At 62.3% G+C, this 17,610-nt stretch carries 17 protein-coding genes and 1 pseudogene; 15 read left to right on the top strand and 3 right to left on the bottom strand.

Features of this window, described 5'->3' with window-relative positions; genetic code table 11:
* The first annotated feature begins 77 nt into the window (after positions 1-77).
* From NKJ15_RS23320 to NKJ15_RS23300, 5 genes and pseudogenes are all read left to right on the top strand, one after another.
* A complete protein-coding gene (locus tag NKJ15_RS23320; protein ID WP_352490782.1) occupies positions 78-941 on the top strand; it encodes a TauD/TfdA dioxygenase family protein in 864 nt (287 codons plus the stop codon).
* Positions 942-965: 24 nt separating this feature from the next.
* Positions 966-1,913: a carbohydrate ABC transporter permease gene (locus tag NKJ15_RS23315; protein ID WP_084641568.1), complete on the top strand. Its 948-nt coding sequence runs from the start codon at positions 966-968 to the stop codon at positions 1,911-1,913.
* On the top strand, positions 1,903-2,739 hold the full coding sequence (locus tag NKJ15_RS23310; RefSeq protein ID WP_352817790.1) for a carbohydrate ABC transporter permease: 837 nt from the start codon (positions 1,903-1,905) through the stop codon (positions 2,737-2,739). Before NKJ15_RS23315 ends, NKJ15_RS23310 begins: the two co-directional genes overlap by 11 nt.
* A gap of 28 nt (positions 2,740-2,767) precedes the next feature.
* Positions 2,768-4,057, top strand: a complete 1,290-nt coding sequence (locus NKJ15_RS23305) for an ABC transporter substrate-binding protein (RefSeq protein ID WP_352817788.1) — start codon at positions 2,768-2,770, stop codon at positions 4,055-4,057.
* Positions 4,058-4,093: 36 nt separating this feature from the next.
* A pseudogene (locus NKJ15_RS23300) lies at positions 4,094-4,279 on the top strand (SDR family oxidoreductase); the annotation flags it as partial.
* Between the two features lie 174 nt (positions 4,280-4,453).
* On the opposite strand, the gene NKJ15_RS23295 reads toward NKJ15_RS23300, so the two are convergent.
* Positions 4,454-5,254 (bottom strand): IclR family transcriptional regulator, encoded by an 801-nt coding sequence (locus NKJ15_RS23295; protein ID WP_352817785.1) that lies wholly within the window; start codon positions 5,252-5,254, stop codon positions 4,454-4,456.
* A gap of 239 nt (positions 5,255-5,493) precedes the next feature.
* Here NKJ15_RS23295 and NKJ15_RS23290 point away from each other — a divergent pair, with 239 nt between their 5' ends.
* The 4 genes from NKJ15_RS23290 to NKJ15_RS23275 are packed head-to-tail and all read left to right on the top strand — an operon-like array spanning position 5,494 to position 10,003.
* Entirely contained in the window at positions 5,494-6,546 is a 1,053-nt protein-coding gene (locus tag NKJ15_RS23290) for an ABC transporter substrate-binding protein (protein ID WP_352470927.1), read from the top strand.
* An 18-nt stretch (positions 6,547-6,564) separates the two neighbouring features.
* Entirely contained in the window at positions 6,565-8,073 is a 1,509-nt protein-coding gene (locus NKJ15_RS23285) for a sugar ABC transporter ATP-binding protein (RefSeq protein WP_352614870.1), read from the top strand.
* Positions 8,070-9,035, top strand: coding sequence for an ABC transporter permease (locus NKJ15_RS23280; RefSeq protein ID WP_352503472.1), 966 nt, complete (start codon positions 8,070-8,072; stop codon positions 9,033-9,035). The genes NKJ15_RS23285 and NKJ15_RS23280 overlap by 4 nt, the downstream gene beginning before the upstream one ends.
* Complete coding sequence (locus tag NKJ15_RS23275; protein ID WP_352470930.1) at positions 9,032-10,003, top strand: ABC transporter permease; 972 nt, start codon at positions 9,032-9,034, stop codon at positions 10,001-10,003. Before NKJ15_RS23280 ends, NKJ15_RS23275 begins: the two co-directional genes overlap by 4 nt.
* On the opposite strand, the gene NKJ15_RS23270 is transcribed toward NKJ15_RS23275, so the two are convergent.
* A complete protein-coding gene (locus NKJ15_RS23270) occupies positions 9,977-10,918 on the bottom strand; it encodes an amidohydrolase family protein (RefSeq protein WP_352817782.1) in 942 nt (313 codons plus the stop codon). The two genes, NKJ15_RS23275 and NKJ15_RS23270, sit on opposite strands and share 27 nt — an antisense overlap.
* Before the next feature lie 77 nt (positions 10,919-10,995).
* Here NKJ15_RS23270 and NKJ15_RS23265 point away from each other — a divergent pair, with 77 nt between their 5' ends.
* The 6 genes from NKJ15_RS23265 (at position 10,996) to NKJ15_RS23240 (ending at position 16,786) form a co-directional block, all read left to right on the top strand.
* Complete coding sequence (locus NKJ15_RS23265; RefSeq protein ID WP_352817779.1) at positions 10,996-12,315, top strand: type III PLP-dependent enzyme domain-containing protein; 1,320 nt, start codon at positions 10,996-10,998, stop codon at positions 12,313-12,315.
* A 49-nt stretch (positions 12,316-12,364) separates the two neighbouring features.
* Positions 12,365-12,709 (top strand): RidA family protein, encoded by a 345-nt coding sequence (locus NKJ15_RS23260; protein WP_352817777.1) that lies wholly within the window; start codon positions 12,365-12,367, stop codon positions 12,707-12,709.
* A 9-nt stretch (positions 12,710-12,718) separates the two neighbouring features.
* Positions 12,719-13,726 (top strand): succinylglutamate desuccinylase/aspartoacylase family protein, encoded by a 1,008-nt coding sequence (locus NKJ15_RS23255; RefSeq protein WP_352817774.1) that lies wholly within the window; start codon positions 12,719-12,721, stop codon positions 13,724-13,726.
* A 55-nt stretch (positions 13,727-13,781) separates the two neighbouring features.
* Positions 13,782-14,960 (top strand): hypothetical protein, encoded by a 1,179-nt coding sequence (locus NKJ15_RS23250; protein WP_352470935.1) that lies wholly within the window; start codon positions 13,782-13,784, stop codon positions 14,958-14,960.
* Positions 14,961-15,095: 135 nt separating this feature from the next.
* Complete coding sequence (locus NKJ15_RS23245; RefSeq protein WP_502906938.1) at positions 15,096-15,479, top strand: helix-turn-helix domain-containing protein; 384 nt, start codon at positions 15,096-15,098, stop codon at positions 15,477-15,479.
* Positions 15,479-16,786: a type II toxin-antitoxin system HipA family toxin gene (locus NKJ15_RS23240; protein WP_352817771.1), complete on the top strand. Its 1,308-nt coding sequence runs from the start codon at positions 15,479-15,481 to the stop codon at positions 16,784-16,786. Before NKJ15_RS23245 ends, NKJ15_RS23240 begins: the two co-directional genes overlap by 1 nt.
* A 286-nt stretch (positions 16,787-17,072) precedes the next feature.
* On the opposite strand, the gene NKJ15_RS23235 is transcribed toward NKJ15_RS23240, so the two are convergent.
* A complete protein-coding gene (locus NKJ15_RS23235; RefSeq protein ID WP_352470937.1) occupies positions 17,073-17,516 on the bottom strand; it encodes a MarR family winged helix-turn-helix transcriptional regulator in 444 nt (147 codons plus the stop codon).
* Positions 17,517-17,610: the final 94 nt, after the last annotated feature.

Raw genomic sequence — 17,610 nt, 5'->3', positions numbered from 1 at the left:
GCCTTTGGCTTTCACATTACTTACTTGCAGGTAAGTCAGCCCATGATGGCGACGAGGCGCGTATTAGGGAGGATCACGTGCTGCGCGATGATGCATTCACCCGTTTCGAGGTCAGCCCCTTCACTGGTGCACTCGGTGCAGAAATTCGCGGGATCGATCTGGCGAGCGCGAGCGAGGATGCCTTCCAGGACGTTCGCCGCGCGCTCTACAAATATCATGCGCTCGCCGTGCGCGATCAGGAGCTTGACGCCGCTGGCGTCCACAAGGTCGCCCGCCGGTTCGGACCATTTAGCGGCAATCCGGTGCACACGCCGATCGACGGTTTTGACGATATCGTGCGCTTCGTGCGCGAGCCGGACGACACGGGCAAAGTGATCGGCGAGGACTGGCACATGGACCTCGCCTGGCTACCGAAGCCACCGGGCATTACGATTCTCTACGGTGAGGAGGTGCCGCCGGTTGGCGGCGACACCTGCTTCTCCAGCCTCGAGAAGGCATATGACTCGCTTTCGCCGCGGCTGGTCGAGATCCTGCAAGGCCTGACGGGCGTCCATAGCGGCCGCGGGGTCTTCGCCATCAACGCGGCCCACAGCCGGCTCGGCGTCAAGGCCGATGTCGAGGCGATCGAGAATGCCGTCGTCGAGCATCCTGTGATCTGTCGCCACCCCGAGACTGGCCGGCGCTATGTCTTCGTCAGCAGCGTGATGACCAATTTCAAGGGCATGACGGAGGAAGAAAGCAAGCCGATGATCGACTTCCTGATGGCGCGGGCTGTCCGGCCCGAGTTCAACTGCAGGCTGCGTTGGGAACCGAAGACGCTCGGTATGTGGAACAATCCCCATGTCCTGCACACCGCCATCAACGATTATCCCGGATATCGCCGGGTAATGTACAGAACAACGGTGGAGGGCACCGTTCCACTTGCCGCCAGGGACGGCTGACACGCAACCGCTCAGGGAGGAGCAATGGCATTTGGTTCCGAGGCGTCCGTCGGCCATAGGGGGGAAGGGGCGGCGGAAGCGGCTGGCGAGACCAAGAGGCGGCGCTTCGCGTTTTCGCCTGCCTACCTCTATGCGACGCCCGTGCACCTCCTGGTGCTTGGGATCATCGTGCTCCCCGCGATCTTCGTCCTGTGGCTGAGTTTCGAAGCCTCGTCATTCGGCCAATCGGCAACCTTCGTTGGCTTCGATAACTATATCCGCGTCCTCACTGATCCCTATTTTTGGGGTTCGGTCTGGAACACGGTCCTTGTCGTCGCCGTGGCGGTTCATATCGAACTGCTGCTCGGCCTTGGCCTGGCCCTGCTTTTCGCCTCCGGGCTTCCCCTCCAGCGCGTCATGCTCGTCGTGGTGCTCGCTCCCTACGCCATCAGCGAGGTGACGGCGGTCGCAATGTGGCGCTTCCTGTTCGATCCAGACGTCGGCCCGATCACGCTGATGCTGCGATACACCGGTCTGCCGACGCTCGACTGGACGTTCATCCCTTCTCACGGCCTCATCCTCGTCGGCCTGCTCACGATTTGGCTGCACCTGCCATTCACATTCATCATCCTCTATGCGGCACGGCTCGCGGTTCCGAAGGAGCTCTATGAGGCTGGGCGCACCGACGGAGCCAATGCGTTCCAGCTCTTCCGCAACATCACGCTGCCGCTTCTGGCGCCAGCGATGCTGATCGCGCTGCTCTTCCGCTACATCTTCGCCTTCCGTCTCTTTTCCGAGGTCTGGCTCCTGACCCAGGGCGGCCCGGCACGCACGACCGAGGTCGTTTCCGTTTATCTTTATCAGGAAGGCTTCCGCTACAACTCGTTCGGCACGGCGGCCGCGACGGCATGGATGATGGTCGTCATCTCGCTGCTGCTTGCGACTGGCTATGTCTGGCGGCTGCGCAAGGAATCCATGGCCAATGCGTTCTAGGCGTCTCGCCATCGGTGCCGGAAAGACGCTCGCCGTTGCGGCAATCGTCGTCTGGTCACTGTTTCCGATCGGCTTCATCGTGCTCTCGTCGTTCAAACCCGGTTGCGAGATTTTCGCGGTTCCACCGGAGCTCTTCTTCGAACCGACCTTCGAGCACTACGCCTCGCTGTGGCAGCGCTGGCCGGCCTTTTTCGACGGGCTCGTCAACAGCCTGGTCATCACCACCGGGGCGACGGCGCTTGCCGTGATGGCAAGTCTGCTCGCCGGTTTTGCCTACTCGCGCTATCGAGGCGTCCGTTTCCTGGAGGGATCGGTGATGTTTCTGATCGGATCGCGGCTGATCCCGCCGATCGTCGTGACGCTGCCACTGTTCCCGGTCGTCAATCGGCTCGGGCTCAACGACACCCATCTGGTGCTGATCCTGCTCTACGCGACCTTCTTCGTCTCGCTTGGCACGCTCCTGATGCGCACGTTCATCGACCAGGTACCGCGCGAACTCGACGAGGCGGCCGTCCTCGACGGCGCGCGGCCGCTGACGATCCTTGTGAAGATCATCTTGCCGCTCGTAGCGCCCGGCATGCTCGCCGTCGCCGTCTTCGTGGTCGTCTTCGCGTGGAATGAGTTTCTGTTCGCCTATATCTTCACCGCCAACCACGCCAAGACCGCGCCTCTGGTCCTTTCGGAGATGATCAGTTCGATCGATGGCGTCGACTGGGGCGTCCTCTTTGCTGCCTCTACCGTCCAATTGCTGCCGGTTCTCGTCTTCGTGGTCCTGATGAACCGGTTTCTCGTCGCCGGATTGACCGCCGGCGCGACCAAGGGGTGACGACGTCACCGAGAAAGGGAGGAAGACAATGCCTTTGCACATGACACGCAGAGCCCTGCTGACGACGGCGATGGCCGCCGGCGCGACGGGTGCCTTGGGTCGGTTGGCCCATGCTCAGGTAAAGACGCTGAATGTGCTTTGCCATCGCGTCCACCAAGCCAACCTGACGACCGGCGCCGCCGGCAATGTCATCAAGCCCTGGGAGGACAAGAACAATGCCCAGATATCCTGGACCACGCTCGACAGCAATCCGCTCCAGGACCGGCTATTCCGGGAGGCGAGCCTGAGCGAGACCGATTTCAACATCGGCTATGTCATCGACAACCGCATGACGTCGCAGATCGCCTCGCTATTCGAGCCGCTAGACGATCTCCGGGAAGCCGAGCCGATCGAGGATTTCGACGATATCGCCGAGGGCCTGCGCCAGTCGATGACCGTCGGCGGCAAGCTCGTCGGCGTTCCGGTGCGCCATGCCACGCAGGGGCTTTTCTACAACGAGGAGCTGCTTCAGGAGGCCGGCATTTCGGCGGCGCCGGATACGCTGGAGGAGCTGGTCGAGCAGGCGAAGAAGCTGACCTTCACCTCCAGGTCCGGCACGCCCGTCGTCGGCATGATCCTTGCGAGTGACCTCGCCGTCTTCCCGGTCATGTTCGCCCGCGCCTTCGGCGGCGATTTCATCGACAAGCAGTTCAAGGTGGTCCCCGATCCGGAGGCGATGGAAAAAGGCCTGTCCGTGCTTGCCGACCTCTTCAAGGCCGGCGCGCTCCCCCGCAGCTATGCCACAACGCGCAACGACGACATGGTGACGTGGATGCAGCAGCGGCGCGCGGCCTTCGCGGTGCTGCCTTTCGCCCGCTACGCGCAGCTCAACAACAAGGAACAGTCGACCGCACCGGGAAAGATCAAGGCGATCGAGCTCCCCGGCTCCAAAACCCTCGGCAGCGGTCACGAAATGCATCCGGTCGTCGAATCCTGGGCGATGGCCATTCCCGCCAATTCGACGGACAAGAAGCTCTCCTGGAGCTACATCCGCTTCGTAGCGAGCAAGGCCGCCACACTCGACATGGCGCGCAACGGCAATGGCCCCGTCCGAACCTCGACCTATGCCGAGCCGTCGTTCGCCGGGTCGCTGCCGCAGGCGAAGGCGGAGGCTGCCGCGCTCGCCAAAGCGCGACCGGCATTTCCGGCTTTTCCCGAAGCCGCTCGCGCTCAGTCGACGTTTCTCGAGGAGGTTCAACTCGCTGTCCTCGGTCGCAAGAGCCCGAAGGAAGCGGTCGCCGCCATTATCGACCGCGTCAAACCGCTGATGCCAGCGTAATCATATGAACCGACGTTCATATCGCCTCGCACATACCGAATGGGAACGCCGGCCGAAATCGCTGCGGCGGTGGCGTTCCTCGCGAGTGATGAAGCTTCGTTCGTCACAGGCCAAACCCTGATCGCCGACGGAGGGCTCTCGATACTGGACTTCACTTCGCTTTCTCTTCTCGACCAGCGCGGTTCGGTGCTGTTCTCAGGCATGGTCGGCGACACTCCGTAGGCAGGTCTGAACCAGGCCGAAGCCGACCGCCGATCTTTCCGATCGAATATCCGATGATCTGGTAGCAGGAGCGCGCTGCCGCCTTTGCCATACTCACCGGAGTACCAGTTCGGGTTTCGCTGCTGCGGCTGAACGAACGGAGCCTACCCCGGACCTTCGCGCGCCGATTTTCTACTAGCTTCCCGCGAGCGACAACCCACTGGCGCGCTCGCATAACAGGGCAAGCAATTCGCTGCGCCGCGCTTCTGGCGTGTCGACGGGCAACACGAAACAAAGCGTCTTGTTGATGGCTCCGTTGCCGTCGCGGATGGGCGCGGCCATGCACCAAGTGAAGCGGTCGGCCAGAGCGGCGGTCTCGCTGAAACCTTGCTGGCGCGCCAGAGCGACATCGCCGAAGAACTCGGCTGGCGCAATGACACGGCCGTCTGGAAGCGTGTAGTCGCCAGGCGGAATGAAGTCCCATATTTCCTGCTCGCTCATATGGCCGAGCAGCAGCCTACCGGACGCCGTCCACGGTATCGGCACCTCGACGCCGACATCGCTTGAAATCCGGAACGGGCCAGGCGAGTCCCGGCAATCAAGGACGACATATTTGGTCCCGCGCAGGCCGCACAGTTGGACGGTCTCGCCCGTCTCCGCGCCTAGTCTGTCTAGGGTTTCGATGATGCGCCGGTAATGGGCATTATGATGTGAGTAGGCCCAGCCGAACAGATGCATCGCCTTTCCGAAATAGACATAGCCTTCCGTCCCGACATTTTCGAGCATTTCGGCTTCCAGCAGGCTGTTGACGATTTCATAAGTGGTTGAACGCGGCGCGCCGATCATCTTGGCGATGTCGCCGACGCGCATCGGCGCGCGGTGCCGCAGAAGGGCCTCCAGTAGCATGATGACGCGGTCGATCCCGCGACGCCGTTCGCCATTGCGCGGCTCGGCGCCGGCTTCCGTTTCAATTAGACCAGTGACGCCATCGCTCATGTAGGCCGCACCCGCGCAAAAATCATTCGGCCCTCGTCTCAAGACGCTTGAAAGATGTCAAGGCTCAGTCTAGCATCCCGTTTGTCCGATATACAGGCCTACTGTCTGAAATATCGGACAATAACGAGCCAGGCGCAGAAAGTCCTGACGAGAAAAACGGGCGGTTTCCGATGCGGCAACCGGCGGGTTCTCTCGTCCCGATCCCGCACGTCCAGGCATAACTTCAGAAGGGAACAATCATGACGAAATCATCGTTTTTCGCGTCCGCCAGTGCCCTTTGCCTCGGCCTCCTCCTCAGCCTCGGCGCCGGTTCGCAGGCCAACGCCGCCGCTAAATGCATCAAGGGCGATCGCAAAGCGCCATATACGATCGGCTGGGCCAATATCTATTCAGTGCCGACCTGGATGAAGCAGACACAGGGCACGATCGAAGCCGAAGTCGAGACTTTGAAGAAGCAAGGCTTGGTCGACAAACTCGTCGTGACCGATGCCCAGGGCGACGCCAACGTCCAGATTCAGCAGATCCAGTCGATGATCGATTCCGATGTCGATGCCATCATCTTGATCGCTGGTTCGTCGACCGCGCCGGCGCGCGTGCTGGCGGACGCCTGCGCCAAAGGCATCGCCATCATCAACTTCGACAGCCTCGTCGATACCGACCAGGTGACCGCCAAGGTCAACACCGATTCCTCACAGTGGGGCGATCAGGCGGCCAAGTTCCTGATCGACGCCATCGGCGGCAAGGGCAAGATCCTCATCCTCAATGGCCCAGCCGGCGTTTCGGTCAGCGACGACCGGCGCAAAGGCGCCGATGCCGAGCTTAAGGCCCATCCCGATGTGAAGGTGCTTGCCGAGACGAACACGCCCTACAATGTCGCGCCCGCCCAGGAGGCCGTCACCAGCCTGCTTTTCGCCAACCCCGAAATCGACGGCATCCTGTCGCTGGGCGGCGCGTTGTCGGCGGGCGCCGTGCTCGCGCTCGACAAGCAGGGCCGCGACCAGGTGCCGATCACCGGCGAGAATGCGCGCCAGTTTCTCGAACTGTGGAAGGAAAAGGGCCTGAAGAGCTGGGCGACGATGCAGCCGAACTGGCTCGGCGCCTTCGCCACCTACACCGCCGTCCAGGCACTGGAGGGCGAGGATGTGCCGGCTTTCGTCAAGATCCCGTTGCCGGTGATCGACAATTCCAACATCGACGAATACCTCGCCCGGGCGAAGGATTTCCCGGCTGACGGTTACATCTATTCGCCGTACGATGAGGATCTATTCAAGAAGCTGCTGGCCCAAAAATAAGCCTGAAGGGTTGTAGCATTGACAACCACGGCTCCGCTTCTCGCCGCGCAGGGGGTGTCGAAGTCCTTTTTCGGCAACCCCGTTCTGCGCAACGTTTCAATCGCTCTCCAGCCCGGCCGCGTGCATGCACTGCTGGGCGAGAACGGCGCAGGTAAGTCGACACTGATCAACCTTTTGTCCGGCGCCTTGCGCCCGGACGGCGGGGCGATCGAGGTCGATGGGCGCCCGGTCTCGCGCATGACCCCCGCTAATGCGCGACAGGCCGGGATCGCCGTTGTCCAGCAGGAACTCAGCCTGACGACCAGCTTGTCCATTGCCGAAAACATCGGGCTCGGTGCCTATCCCAAGCGGTTCGGCTTGATCGACTACAACGAGCTTGCCGTCCGGGCCAGGGCCGCATGCGATCTTGTCGGGCTTTACGAACCGCTGTCTGCGCCGGTGGGGCACCTGTCCCTCGGCCGCCGGCAGATGGTGGAGATCGCCAAGGCGCTTTACCGCCGGCCGCGCGTGCTCATTCTCGACGAACCCACCTCATCGCTATCGGCAACTGAGACAAAAATCCTCACCGACCTGCTGGAGAGGCTTCGGGGCGAGGGCATCGCTATTCTCTACATCTCACACCGACTGAACGAGGTGATGGCGCTGTGCAAGCATGTCACCGTGCTCAAGGACGGGACCTGCACAGCGGACTGCTCGCTGGAAGGAACCGATGCCGCCGGGCTGGTACGGCTGATGGTCGGCCGCGACCCCGGCGATCTCTTTCCACGATGGCGGCCTTCGCCATCGCCGGCCGACGCCATCTCGGTTCGTAAATTTTCGGCCGGCCTGATGCGCGACGTCGATCTCGACATCAGGACGGGCGAGGTGCTTGGCATTGGCGGCCTGGTCGGGCAGGGGCAGGAAGATCTGCTGCTTGGCCTCTACGGCGCGATCCCGGCCAGGACGGTATCCGCGACCGTAAACGGTGTTTCGGGTTTGCCCGGCGGCGTGCCGAACGCCAATGCGCTCGGCCTCGCTTATGTCCCGGCTGACCGCAAGCGCGAAGGCCTGCACCTGATCCATCCCATCATCACCAATATGATGCTGCCCGCCTTCGCAAGGCTGCCGGCGCTGAAGCTGCGCAGTCGGCGTGCCGAGCGCGATATGGCAAGGGGTCTCGCCGCCCAGCTTGCCATCAAGGGCGACCTCGACCGCCCGGCACAGGCACTCTCAGGTGGCAACCAGCAGAAGGTCGCGCTGGCGAAATGGATGCCACACGAGCCGCTTGTGCTTCTCCTCAACGACCCGACGCGCGGCGTCGATGTCGAGACCAAGCGTGAGATCTACATGATGCTTCGCAAACTCGCCGCCGCCGGCAAGGCGATCGTGCTGCTCAGTTCCGACACACCCGAACTGGTGCACCTTTGCGACCGCGTCGGCGTGGTCCGCGAAGGCCGCATCGTGGCCATGCTCGAGCGCGAGGCACTGAGCGAGGAAGCCATCGTTTCCGCCGCAATGGGCGCCGAACAGCAGAAAGTTGCGGCATGAGCGCGGTCGCATCCTCAAGCCAAGCCGGCGCGCTCTACTGGCCGGTTCAGCTGCGCCGCAATGTCGGCGTGCGCAGCCTGTTCGCTGTGGTCCTGGCGTTCGTCATTGCTTACGGTTTCCTGTTTCCCGGCCTCTTGACAGCGTCCGGTTTCGCCAAATTCACCCAGAGCTGGTTTCCGCTGGCGCTGGTCGCCATGGCCCAGGCGATCCTCATGCTCACCGGCGGCATAAGCCTGGCCATCGGCGCCATGGTCAGCCTGGGCGCAGTGATCGCTGCGACGACGATGACTGGACCGCTGGGCGTAGCCGGCGGTGCCGCTGCGGTGGCGCTGACCGGTCTCGGCATCGGTGCCGCGATCGGGTTCATCGTCGTGAAACTTCGGTTGCCGGCGATCGTGGTGACGCTGGCTGGCTCCTTCATTATCGGCGGCGCTGCCCTGCTCATCCTGCCGAGGCCAGGGGGCGCCATACCCGAGTGGCTGTCGGACCTGCTTGCCGGCAACACGCCGGCGGCATTCGTGCTGCTGGTACTCATCGTGGTTTTGTGGAAACTCTATCTCGCCACGCCGCTTGGTTTGAGCATCTATGCTGCAGGCGAAAATCCCGTCGGCGCCTACCGCTCCAGCGTGCCGGTCGACGGTGCCCGGATCGCCGCCTACGCGATTAGCGGCCTGCTTTGCACAGGCGCCGGCCTGTTCATCGCCGCGCAAACGGGTTCGGGCGATCCAGTCATCGGCACGGCGTTCACGCTGAATTCCATAGCCGCCGCAGTGCTCGGCGGCATCGGTTTCCTTGGCGGCCAAGGTACCATGCGCGGCGCTCTTGCGGGCAGCCTGCTGCTCAGCCTGATGATCAGTGTCATGTTCTTCCTCGGCTTCACGCCGGTCGCCCAATATGTCGCCCAGGGCCTCATCATCATCGGGGCGGTCGCCATCCCGCAATTCCGCAAGGTGCAGCAATGACAGCACGGAAAGTCAGTGTGAGCGGCAGGCGCGCCGTGACGATTTTGCGCAGCCGGCCCTTCCTTACGATCGCTATAGTTGCGGCGGTATGGATCGCGGCGAGCTTCGCTTCACCTGGCTTCGGCGCTTATGGGCATTTGCGCTATTTGGTTGAATTGGGCGCGGTGGTCGGCCTGGTCGCGGCGGGCCAAACTTTCGTGGTGATTGCCGGCGGAATCGACCTTTCCGTCGCGGCGATCGTCACGGTTAGCGCTGTCAGCCTGCCGCTGCTTTCATGGCAGGCGGATCCGACAGGGCTCACCGCCGTTCTTGCAGTTCTCACGTTGACGAGCGCAATCGGTCTGGTGAACGGGCTGGGCGTGGCGCTGTTGCGCGTTCATCCAATGATCATGACGCTGGCGATGGCGACATTCCTGCAAGGTCTGCTGATCATCATCGCCGGCGGCAGTGCCGTGACCGCCGAGAACCCGCTGGTCCGCTGGCTCGGCAATGCGCGGCCGGTCGGTATTCCGGCAGGCGTGCTTTTGTGGGTGGTCATTTCAGTGATCGTTCTGACCACGATGCATGCGACATCCCTTGGCGCCCGGATATTCGCGATGGGCGCCAATCCGCTCGCCGCGGCGCTGTCCGGGGTTCCCGTCGCCTCGACCACGCTGGCGGTCTACGGCATCAGCGGCTTCTGTGCGGGACTTGCCGGTGTGTTGGTCCTCGGCATGAACGGACAAGGCTATGTCGGTATCGGCGATCCTTATCTGCTCGCCTCGATTGCCGCCGTGGTGCTTGGCGGCACCTCGATCCTCGGCGGGCTCGGCACCTATGCCGGCACCATCCCCGGCGCCATCCTGCTGGTTACGATCACGGCGCTGATCACCGTGGTCAACGCATCGCCTGGCTGGCGCAGCATCCTGTTCGGGTCGCTGATCCTGGGGCTGCTGCTTCTCTCAGGCAGAGAGCAGGCCCGCCGATGACATATCGTCCAGCCGATAAATGCGCCGTGCATTGCCGTAGAACAGTGCCGTCTGCTCGTCCGCGGAAAGCTCTCCTGCAATGGCCTTGAAGCTGTCATACACCGCATCGAACGATGCATGCAGGCCGGCGACCGGAAAGTCGCTGCCGAACATCGCGCGCCGCGTACCGAAACAGTCGATGCAATGCATGACAACCGACCTTAGGCTGTCGAGCGTCCAATCATGATCGTAGGCGACCAGATCCGATATCTTGATGGCGACGTTCTCGCGCTCCGACAAAAGCCGCAGCCCCTCGCGCCACACCCGCATTCCGTCCGCATCGCGATCGATCGGGCTGCCGCAATGGTTGAGAACAAAGAGCTGGTCTGGAAAGGCCGCTGCGAGGCGCGCCGCGCCGGTGAGCTGGCGCGGAAACACCATCAGGTCGAAAACCAGCCGGCGGCGCCCAAGCAGGGACAGGCCGGCACGCCAGACCGGATCGTCCATGATGCCGTCGCGGGCGGCAAAACGACGGGCGGGATCAGGATCCCAGCTCAGTATGTCGCGTACGCCGACGACACGGTCGAATGCCGCCTGCGCCTGGACCAGCGCCGGCGCTTGGCGGTTCGCCAGAGGTACGTGAACGACGTAACGGGCGGCCACGCCGCGCGACTTGTCGAGGGTTTCAAGCCACCGCGTTTCACCCACGCAGTCATCCCCGGCCCAACCGGCTTCAATATGGACGGTGGCGACGACACTGTGCTGGCCGGCGTCGCGCAAATAATCTTCAGGAAGGTAGTTTCGCCGCAAGGGGCCAAGCTCGCCCAGACCGCCGCGTTCGCCAGCCGTGGGCGCGAGCCAGGGATGGCGGCCGAGGCCGAGATCCCACAGGTGATGGTGGGCATCGATGATCGGTCCGCAGTAACGCTTTGGCACGCATCTCTCTCATGGTGTGGCCGGCATCGGAAATCGATCCGGACTTCATCCTGCGAAAGCGAAAGGACTAGCATCGGATGACCGAAAACTCACCCGTACTGTCGCTCGCGACCCGTGAAAATTTCCTGCTCGACGATCGTATCCGCGGCGTTCCGCCTGGCACCCTCGGCCTGGACAGCAGCTTTGTCGCATCTGAGCGCTGGCATCCAGCGCATGGACGTATGTCGTTGCCGGTGTTGACCCTCGACGAGGAGGCCTTCATCGCCAATCGTGACCTGTTCTTGGGGTATGCGCGAGAACAGGGCGCCGTGATCGCCCCGCATGCCAAGACCCCGATGGCGCCGGACCTTGCCCGGTCCCTGGTCGAGGCCGGAGCATGGGGCACGACCGTCGCCGACATAAGGCAGGCCACAGTGATGCTCAGATCCGGGCTCTCTCGGCTGATCATCGCCAACGAGGTCGGCGGACCAGGTGGTGCGAACCGACTTGCTGTCCTTGTCGGCGCCTGGCCAAGCGCCGAGTTCTACGTTTTTGCCGACTCTTTCGACGCCGTGAATGCGCTTGCTGAAGCTTGGCGCGCCAATGCGACGCTGCCGCCATTGCGCGTGCTCGTCGAACTTGGTGCGGGGAGGGCAGGCGCCCGGACCACCGGCGAAGCCGAGGCGATCGCCGACGCGGTTGTAGCTGCCGGAGGGCGGCTGCTGATCGCCGGCGTCGCAGCCTACGAAGGTGCCGCGGCGCAAGCCGATCCTGGCCGTACCGATGAGGCGATATCCGCGCTGTTGGCAATGACAGCCGATATGTTCCTGCGGCTCCGCGCCCGCGTCGGCGGCGACACCCCGCTGATCGCCACCGCCGGCGGCTCGGTGTACTTCGACAAGGTGGTCGCAGCGCTTTCGCCCCTCGTCTCCAGGGACGGCAATGCCACGTTGGTGCTGCGCAGCGGCGCCATCTTCTTTCACGACCATGGCGTCTACGACAGGTCGCTCGGCGCACTCGATGCCCGCGACGGTTTTGCGATCGGCGGCGTCGGTGCTTCCGCACGAAATTCCTTCCATCCGGCTTTACGTCTTTGGGCCGAGGTACTGTCGCGGCCGGAGCCCGGCCTTGCTATCTGCGGTATGGGCATGCGCGACGTGTCGTTCGACCAGGGCTTTCCGAAGGTCGTGACCATCTTTCGTGCCGGCAAGCAGCTGCCGAAAACGCGTGCCGAGGTCTTCAAGCTCAACGACCAGCACGCCTTCCTGACAATTGCGTCGGGCGACGATATTGCCGTTGGTGACGTCGTTGAATTCGGCATCTCGCACCCCTGCACCTGCCTCGATCGCTATCGCGTGATCTTCGGCGCCGACGCGGCCGGGTATGTCCGCCACGCCTTTCCTACCTATTTCGGCTGAGCAGATATCGCGGCCACTTCCAAAAAAGAGAACCTCGAAAGGATCTGATATGATCAAGTACTTCCAGGCCGGCTCCCGCATGTCTCAGGCGGTCGTCTATGGCGGCCTCGTGCACATCGCAGGCCAGGTGGCAGACGACCGCAAGGCCGGCATCGAGGGTCAGACGAGCGACGTGCTCTCCAAGGTCGAGGCGCTCCTTGTTGAGGCCGGCAGCAGCAAGTCGAGGCTAGTGGCGGTCAACATCTTCCTGCCGCAGATCGCCGACTTCGATGCCATGAACAGCATCTACGATGCCTGGGTGGATCCTGCGCGCCTGCCGGCGCGCGCCTGTGTCGAGGCGCGTCTCGCCGATCCCGATCTCCGCATAGAGGTCACTGCGATCGCAGCTGTCTGAGCCGCCGCCATGCACACCGGCCTCAGCCATACGCTCGACTTCGACCGGGACGGCAAGACACTCGGCCATCTCAGCATTCCGTTTTCGATCGACCGTTCGCCCTATTTCCAGGTCAAGGTCCCGATCTGCCTTGTCCGCAACGGCGAAGGCCCGTCGGTGCTTCTGATGGCCGGCAATCACGGCGACGAATATGAAGGCGAGCTGTCGTTGGCAAAGCTGGTGCGCCGGCTCGATCCCAAGCAGATCAAGGGTTGCGTCACCATCCTGCCGATGGCGAACGTGCCGGCGGTGATCGCCGCAAAGCGCTGCTCGCCACTCGACGGCGGCAATCTCAACCGCGCCTTTCCGGGCGACCCGTCAGGCACGCCAACAAGCCGGCTTGCCAATTTCCTGGAGATGGAACTGTTTCCCCGCCACGACGTCATCTTCGACATTCATTCTGGCGGCACCTCGATGGAGCATCTGCCGACCGCGCTTGTCGAGCACAATACCGATCCCGACCGGCACCGGCGCGGTGTGGAGCTAATGCGGACGCTCAGCATGCCCTATGGGTTCGTGGCCGACAACGGCCAGGCCTCACCGACCTCCATGGGTGCGGCGCGCCGGGCCGGCGCCATCGGCGTCAGCGGAGAGTTCGGCGGCGGTGGCACTGTCACGGTCGATACGATGGAGATTACCGCCCGCGCACTCGACGCCCTGATGGCCGCCTTGGGAGTGGTTGAGGCGCCGGTTCTTGCACCGGCAACCGGACCTTCGGCGCCGACGCGGCTTCTTTCGTTGTCTCGGCACAGTCAGGGCCTTTATGCCACAAGCCGTGGTTGGTTCGAGCCGGCAGTCAGGCTGGGCGACAGCGTGACTTCAGGCCAACTGGCGGGCTGGTACCACGACCTCGAACGACTCGACCTCGCCGAGCAAGCCCTGCACTTCCTCGAAAGCGGCATTGTGCTTTCGCGCCGGCTGCACACGATGTGCGAGGCGGGAGACTGCCTCATGCAGGTCGCCGAGCCGGTCGACTGATAAGAAGCCCTCCCGACCATACGCCCATATCAGGATCAAGACTGAGGATAACCGGATGCAACTGTCGATGTGGACCTATCCTTGGGATGTCCAGGATCTGGGCTTGGAGATGGTCGAGCGCGATCTTGTCGAGCGTGCCGGGCTCAACATGATCAGTCTGGCGACTTCGTATCACGCTGGCCGGTTTCTGCAGCCGCGCAGCCCGCGCCGGAAAGCCTATTTTCCGGAAGACGGAACCATCTATTTCAAGCCAGATGCGGCACACTGGGCCGACCTAGCCATCCAGCCCAAGGTGGCGAAGGTGATCATGGAAGGCGGCGATGTGCTTGGCGACCTTGTCCGCCGGCGCGAGGTGGGCGGGCTGGGCGTTTCGTGTTGGACGGTCTGCTTGCACAACACCCGGCTCGGCATGCTTCATCCGCAGGCCGTAACCCGCAACGCCTTCGGCGATGCCAACTACTACAATCTCTGCCCATCACATCCGGAAGCGCGCGCTTATGTCCGCGCGCTGATCGCCGATATCTCGCACAGCTACAGGCCGGACCGGATCGAGCTTGAAAGCCCGTCATTCATGGGCTTCGCCCACGAATACCATCATGAGAAAGACGGTGTCGGGCTGATGCCGGAAGACGATTTTCTGTTGTCGATATGTTTCTGCCCGTCCTGCCTTGCGCGCGCGGCCGAGGCCGGCGTCGACGGCGAAGTAGCGCGCAAGCTCGTCGGGCAATGGATCGTCGAGACCTGCGAGCGCGCCGTGCCCGAACGGCGCTTTCCAGACTTTCCGGGGAGCGGCCTCGACACTTTTTTGCCATGGCCGGAACTCCATGGCTACCTGCTGTGGCGGTTCGAACCGGTGACCAGCCTGGTCGCCGAACTGCGCGAGGTGGCCAATCCGGCGACCCGCGTTGTCATCATCGATTTGAAAGACGGTTGGCTTGGCGGCTGCGATCTCGCGGCGCTCGGCAAGGTCTGTGACGGGGCAATCCTGTGTGCCTACGACATGCAGCCCGGCGATGTCGCCAGCCTGATGGCGGCCGGACGCGCAGCCCTTGGCGTGAAAAAGTTCCTCGGCGCCGGCTACCGGCTGTTCTATCCGGAAATGGCCGGCCCCGACATCCTCACCGCCAAGGTCAAAGCTGCGATGGCGCCGGATGTCGACGGCATCAATTTTTACAATTATGGCCTTGTCCCTGCCGCACGCCTCGATTGGGTGAGTGCCGCAAGATCCGTTTGAAAAACCGATCCGTTGCCGCAGTCTGCTAGGACTGACCTCACTTTGCCTTGGAGCTTTATGAGCATGCCGGCTATTCGCTTCGGTCACATTGGCCGGCGGCGGCCGGACAAGCTGAAAGCATGGCGGTGACGGTCCATGCGGATCGAAGATCATACGCCGACCATATTGCTGCTTATACGCTTCAAAGTATACAATATTCGATACGGAAAAGCGTATATTGAAATTTATCTGCGCGAGCGTATAATACCATGGCTAGAGAGGTATGCTGTGGACCAAATCGCCCGAACACCCAAGCAAATTGGAGATGCCGTCCGCCGGCAGCGTCGCAAGCTCCGCCTCAACCAGACCAATGTCGGGGACCAAACGATGCTGCGTCAGGCGACCATCTCGGCCGTCGAGAGTGGCGCGCCTGGGACCCAGCTCGGAACGCTTTGCGATATTCTCGCAGCGCTCGACCTCGAATTCGTCGTCCGCCCTCGTACCAAGGCAAAGCCGGCTGAGATCGAGGACATCTTCTGATGGCTCGTCCGCGGCAGCACATCCCGCTAAATGTCTTCTTGAACAGCCGTCTCGTCGGGCGGCTGAATAGACAATCCAGCGGCGCGATCGATTTTCAGTACGATCCGTCCTGGCTTGCTTGGGAGCACGCGCTGCCCGTCTCGCTATCACTGCCTCTGCGTGAAGATCGTTATATCGGTGCGCCCGTCATCGCCGTCTTCGACAATCTCCTGCCCGACAACGTCCCCATTCGCCGCCGTATGGCGGAGCGTGTTCATGCTCAAGGAATAGACGCTTACGACCTGCTTGCCGCTGTCGGGCGCGATTGTGTCGGCGCATTGCAATTCCTGCCGGATGGTGTCGAGCCAGGCCCCGCCGGTATTGTCAACGGCAAACCCGTTGACGATACCGAGATTGCTCGTCTTCTCCTCGATCTGGCATCGGCTCCCCTTGGGCTTGGCGAGGACGAGGACTTCCGGATCTCGATCGCTGGCGCTCAGGAAAAGACTGCGCTCTTGTTCTGGAAAGGACGTTGGTACAAGCCGCTGGCGACGACTGCCACGACGCACATCCTCAAACCACAGATTGGACGGTTGCCAAATGGCATCGATCTTTCCTTCAGCGTCGAGAACGAATTTTTCTGCCTCAAGCTGACAACCGCCCTAGGGCTCCCGAGCGCCGTCGTCGCAATCGAGGAGTTCGAAGGCAATCGCGTGCTCGCGGTCGAGCGGTTCGATCGCCGATGGACCGGTGACAATCGTCTCCTGCGTTTGCCCCAGGAAGACTGCTGCCAGGCCCTTTCTGTGCCGCCGTCACTGAAATACGAATCCGACGGCGGGCCTGGCGTTCCGGCTATCCTCAATTTGATGAAGGGAAGCGACCAACCGGAGGTAGACCAGGCTGCGGTTTTAAAGGCCGTGGTTGCCTTTTGGCTTCTCGGCGCCACAGATGGGCACGCCAAGAATTTTAGCGTCTTTCTTTCCCCCGGCGGCCGGTTCCGCATAACGCCGCTCTATGATGTGATTTCAGCGCAGCCCAGCCTTGATGCGGGACAGATCAAGCGCAACAAAGTGAAACTGGCGATGGCTATTGGTGACACACGCCACTACCTCGTCGACAGCGTCATGCCACGCCATTTTATCCAGACCGCCGCCAAAGCAGGGATCGGTCCGAAACCCGTCAAGGCGATCTTTGATGAGCTGCGCCAACAGGCGCTAGCGGCGGTCGAACTGGTTTCTGCATCGCTCCCAAAGGATTTTCCTGCGGAAGTCGCTGATGCCATCGGCAATGGGGTCAGGGCTCGTGTACGCAGACTGGAAGAGGCGTGATGCTGAAAGTAGAGACGCAACGAGACTGATGTCGCCATTGCGACAACGCTCAAATGGTCTTCTTCAGCAGCAGCAGCATCCAGGCGGCCACGGCCGCCGCTGCGTCGTCCAGATGATGCCGAACCCACCCCTTACCTTCTCATGCGCGATAGGATGGGCCAAGGTTTGACCACGTCAAAAAACCGGAAAGCAAGGAACCTGCCGACCACCAGAGCAGCTCGAGCGGCAGCATGGAAAGTGTGACGCGGCGCTACCCGATCCTAGCCAGTGCCTTTCCGGGATAGGATCAACTCACGGATTTGCCAGCCTGTAACTTTCTTACGAGGCCGATCAACTGATCCAGATCAGCGCGTGGAAGCGCAAGTATCTCGGGCGGGGGTTTGTGATATTCCTTCATCAATTCCTTGATGGTTGCGGCACCTTTGGGTGTGAGCTTGACAAGCTTCACACGGCGATCGCCTGGCGACGGAATCCGTTCGGCGAGCCCCGCCTGCTCAAGCCGGTCGACCAGCCAGGTCGCCGTCGATGGATCGCACTGCCATTGAGCAGCCAATGCGCCGATCGGCTTGCCCGCATCTTTGTCGAGCGTGAAGAGGGCGCGGGAGTCGTTGGGCGTCAGGCCCAATTTCTGCTGGATCGCCAACCGGTCCGGCGCGGACCGCATCAGGAAATCAAACATCAGGCGCCATGCCTCGGTGGCGTGCTGCAAGCGATCTTGGCTCGGTCTCATTCCACGCTCCTTCATGTCTTGACACATACTTGGACCAATCATATGATTTGATCAATCAAAATGTTTTTGTGGTCAAAGCAAGAGAGGAGATCCG

Origin of the sequence: Mesorhizobium sp. M0207, assembly GCF_040321995.1 — a bacterium.
GTDB lineage: Bacteria > Pseudomonadota > Alphaproteobacteria > Rhizobiales > Rhizobiaceae > Mesorhizobium.
Note: the sequence above shows the minus strand (reverse complement) of the source record. Positions and strands in the feature narration are given on the sequence as shown.

Coding starts and splice junctions, on each gene's coding strand:
- NKJ15_RS23315 (WP_084641568.1), top strand. CDS start 966: ATGGCATTTGGTTCCGAGGCGTCCGTCGGCCATAGGGGGGAAGGGGCG.
- NKJ15_RS23310 (WP_352817790.1), top strand. CDS start 1,903: ATGCGTTCTAGGCGTCTCGCCATCGGTGCCGGAAAGACGCTCGCCGTT.
- NKJ15_RS23305 (WP_352817788.1), top strand. CDS start 2,768: ATGCCTTTGCACATGACACGCAGAGCCCTGCTGACGACGGCGATGGCC.
- NKJ15_RS23295 (WP_352817785.1), bottom strand. CDS start 5,254: ATGAGCGATGGCGTCACTGGTCTAATTGAAACGGAAGCCGGCGCCGAG.
- NKJ15_RS23290 (WP_352470927.1), top strand. CDS start 5,494: ATGACGAAATCATCGTTTTTCGCGTCCGCCAGTGCCCTTTGCCTCGGC.
- NKJ15_RS23280 (WP_352503472.1), top strand. CDS start 8,070: ATGAGCGCGGTCGCATCCTCAAGCCAAGCCGGCGCGCTCTACTGGCCG.
- NKJ15_RS23275 (WP_352470930.1), top strand. CDS start 9,032: ATGACAGCACGGAAAGTCAGTGTGAGCGGCAGGCGCGCCGTGACGATT.
- NKJ15_RS23265 (WP_352817779.1), top strand. CDS start 10,996: ATGACCGAAAACTCACCCGTACTGTCGCTCGCGACCCGTGAAAATTTC.
- NKJ15_RS23260 (WP_352817777.1), top strand. CDS start 12,365: ATGATCAAGTACTTCCAGGCCGGCTCCCGCATGTCTCAGGCGGTCGTC.
- NKJ15_RS23255 (WP_352817774.1), top strand. CDS start 12,719: ATGCACACCGGCCTCAGCCATACGCTCGACTTCGACCGGGACGGCAAG.
- NKJ15_RS23250 (WP_352470935.1), top strand. CDS start 13,782: ATGCAACTGTCGATGTGGACCTATCCTTGGGATGTCCAGGATCTGGGC.
- NKJ15_RS23245 (WP_502906938.1), top strand. CDS start 15,096: ATGCGGATCGAAGATCATACGCCGACCATATTGCTGCTTATACGCTTC.
- NKJ15_RS23240 (WP_352817771.1), top strand. CDS start 15,479: ATGGCTCGTCCGCGGCAGCACATCCCGCTAAATGTCTTCTTGAACAGC.
- NKJ15_RS23235 (WP_352470937.1), bottom strand. CDS start 17,516: ATGAGACCGAGCCAAGATCGCTTGCAGCACGCCACCGAGGCATGGCGC.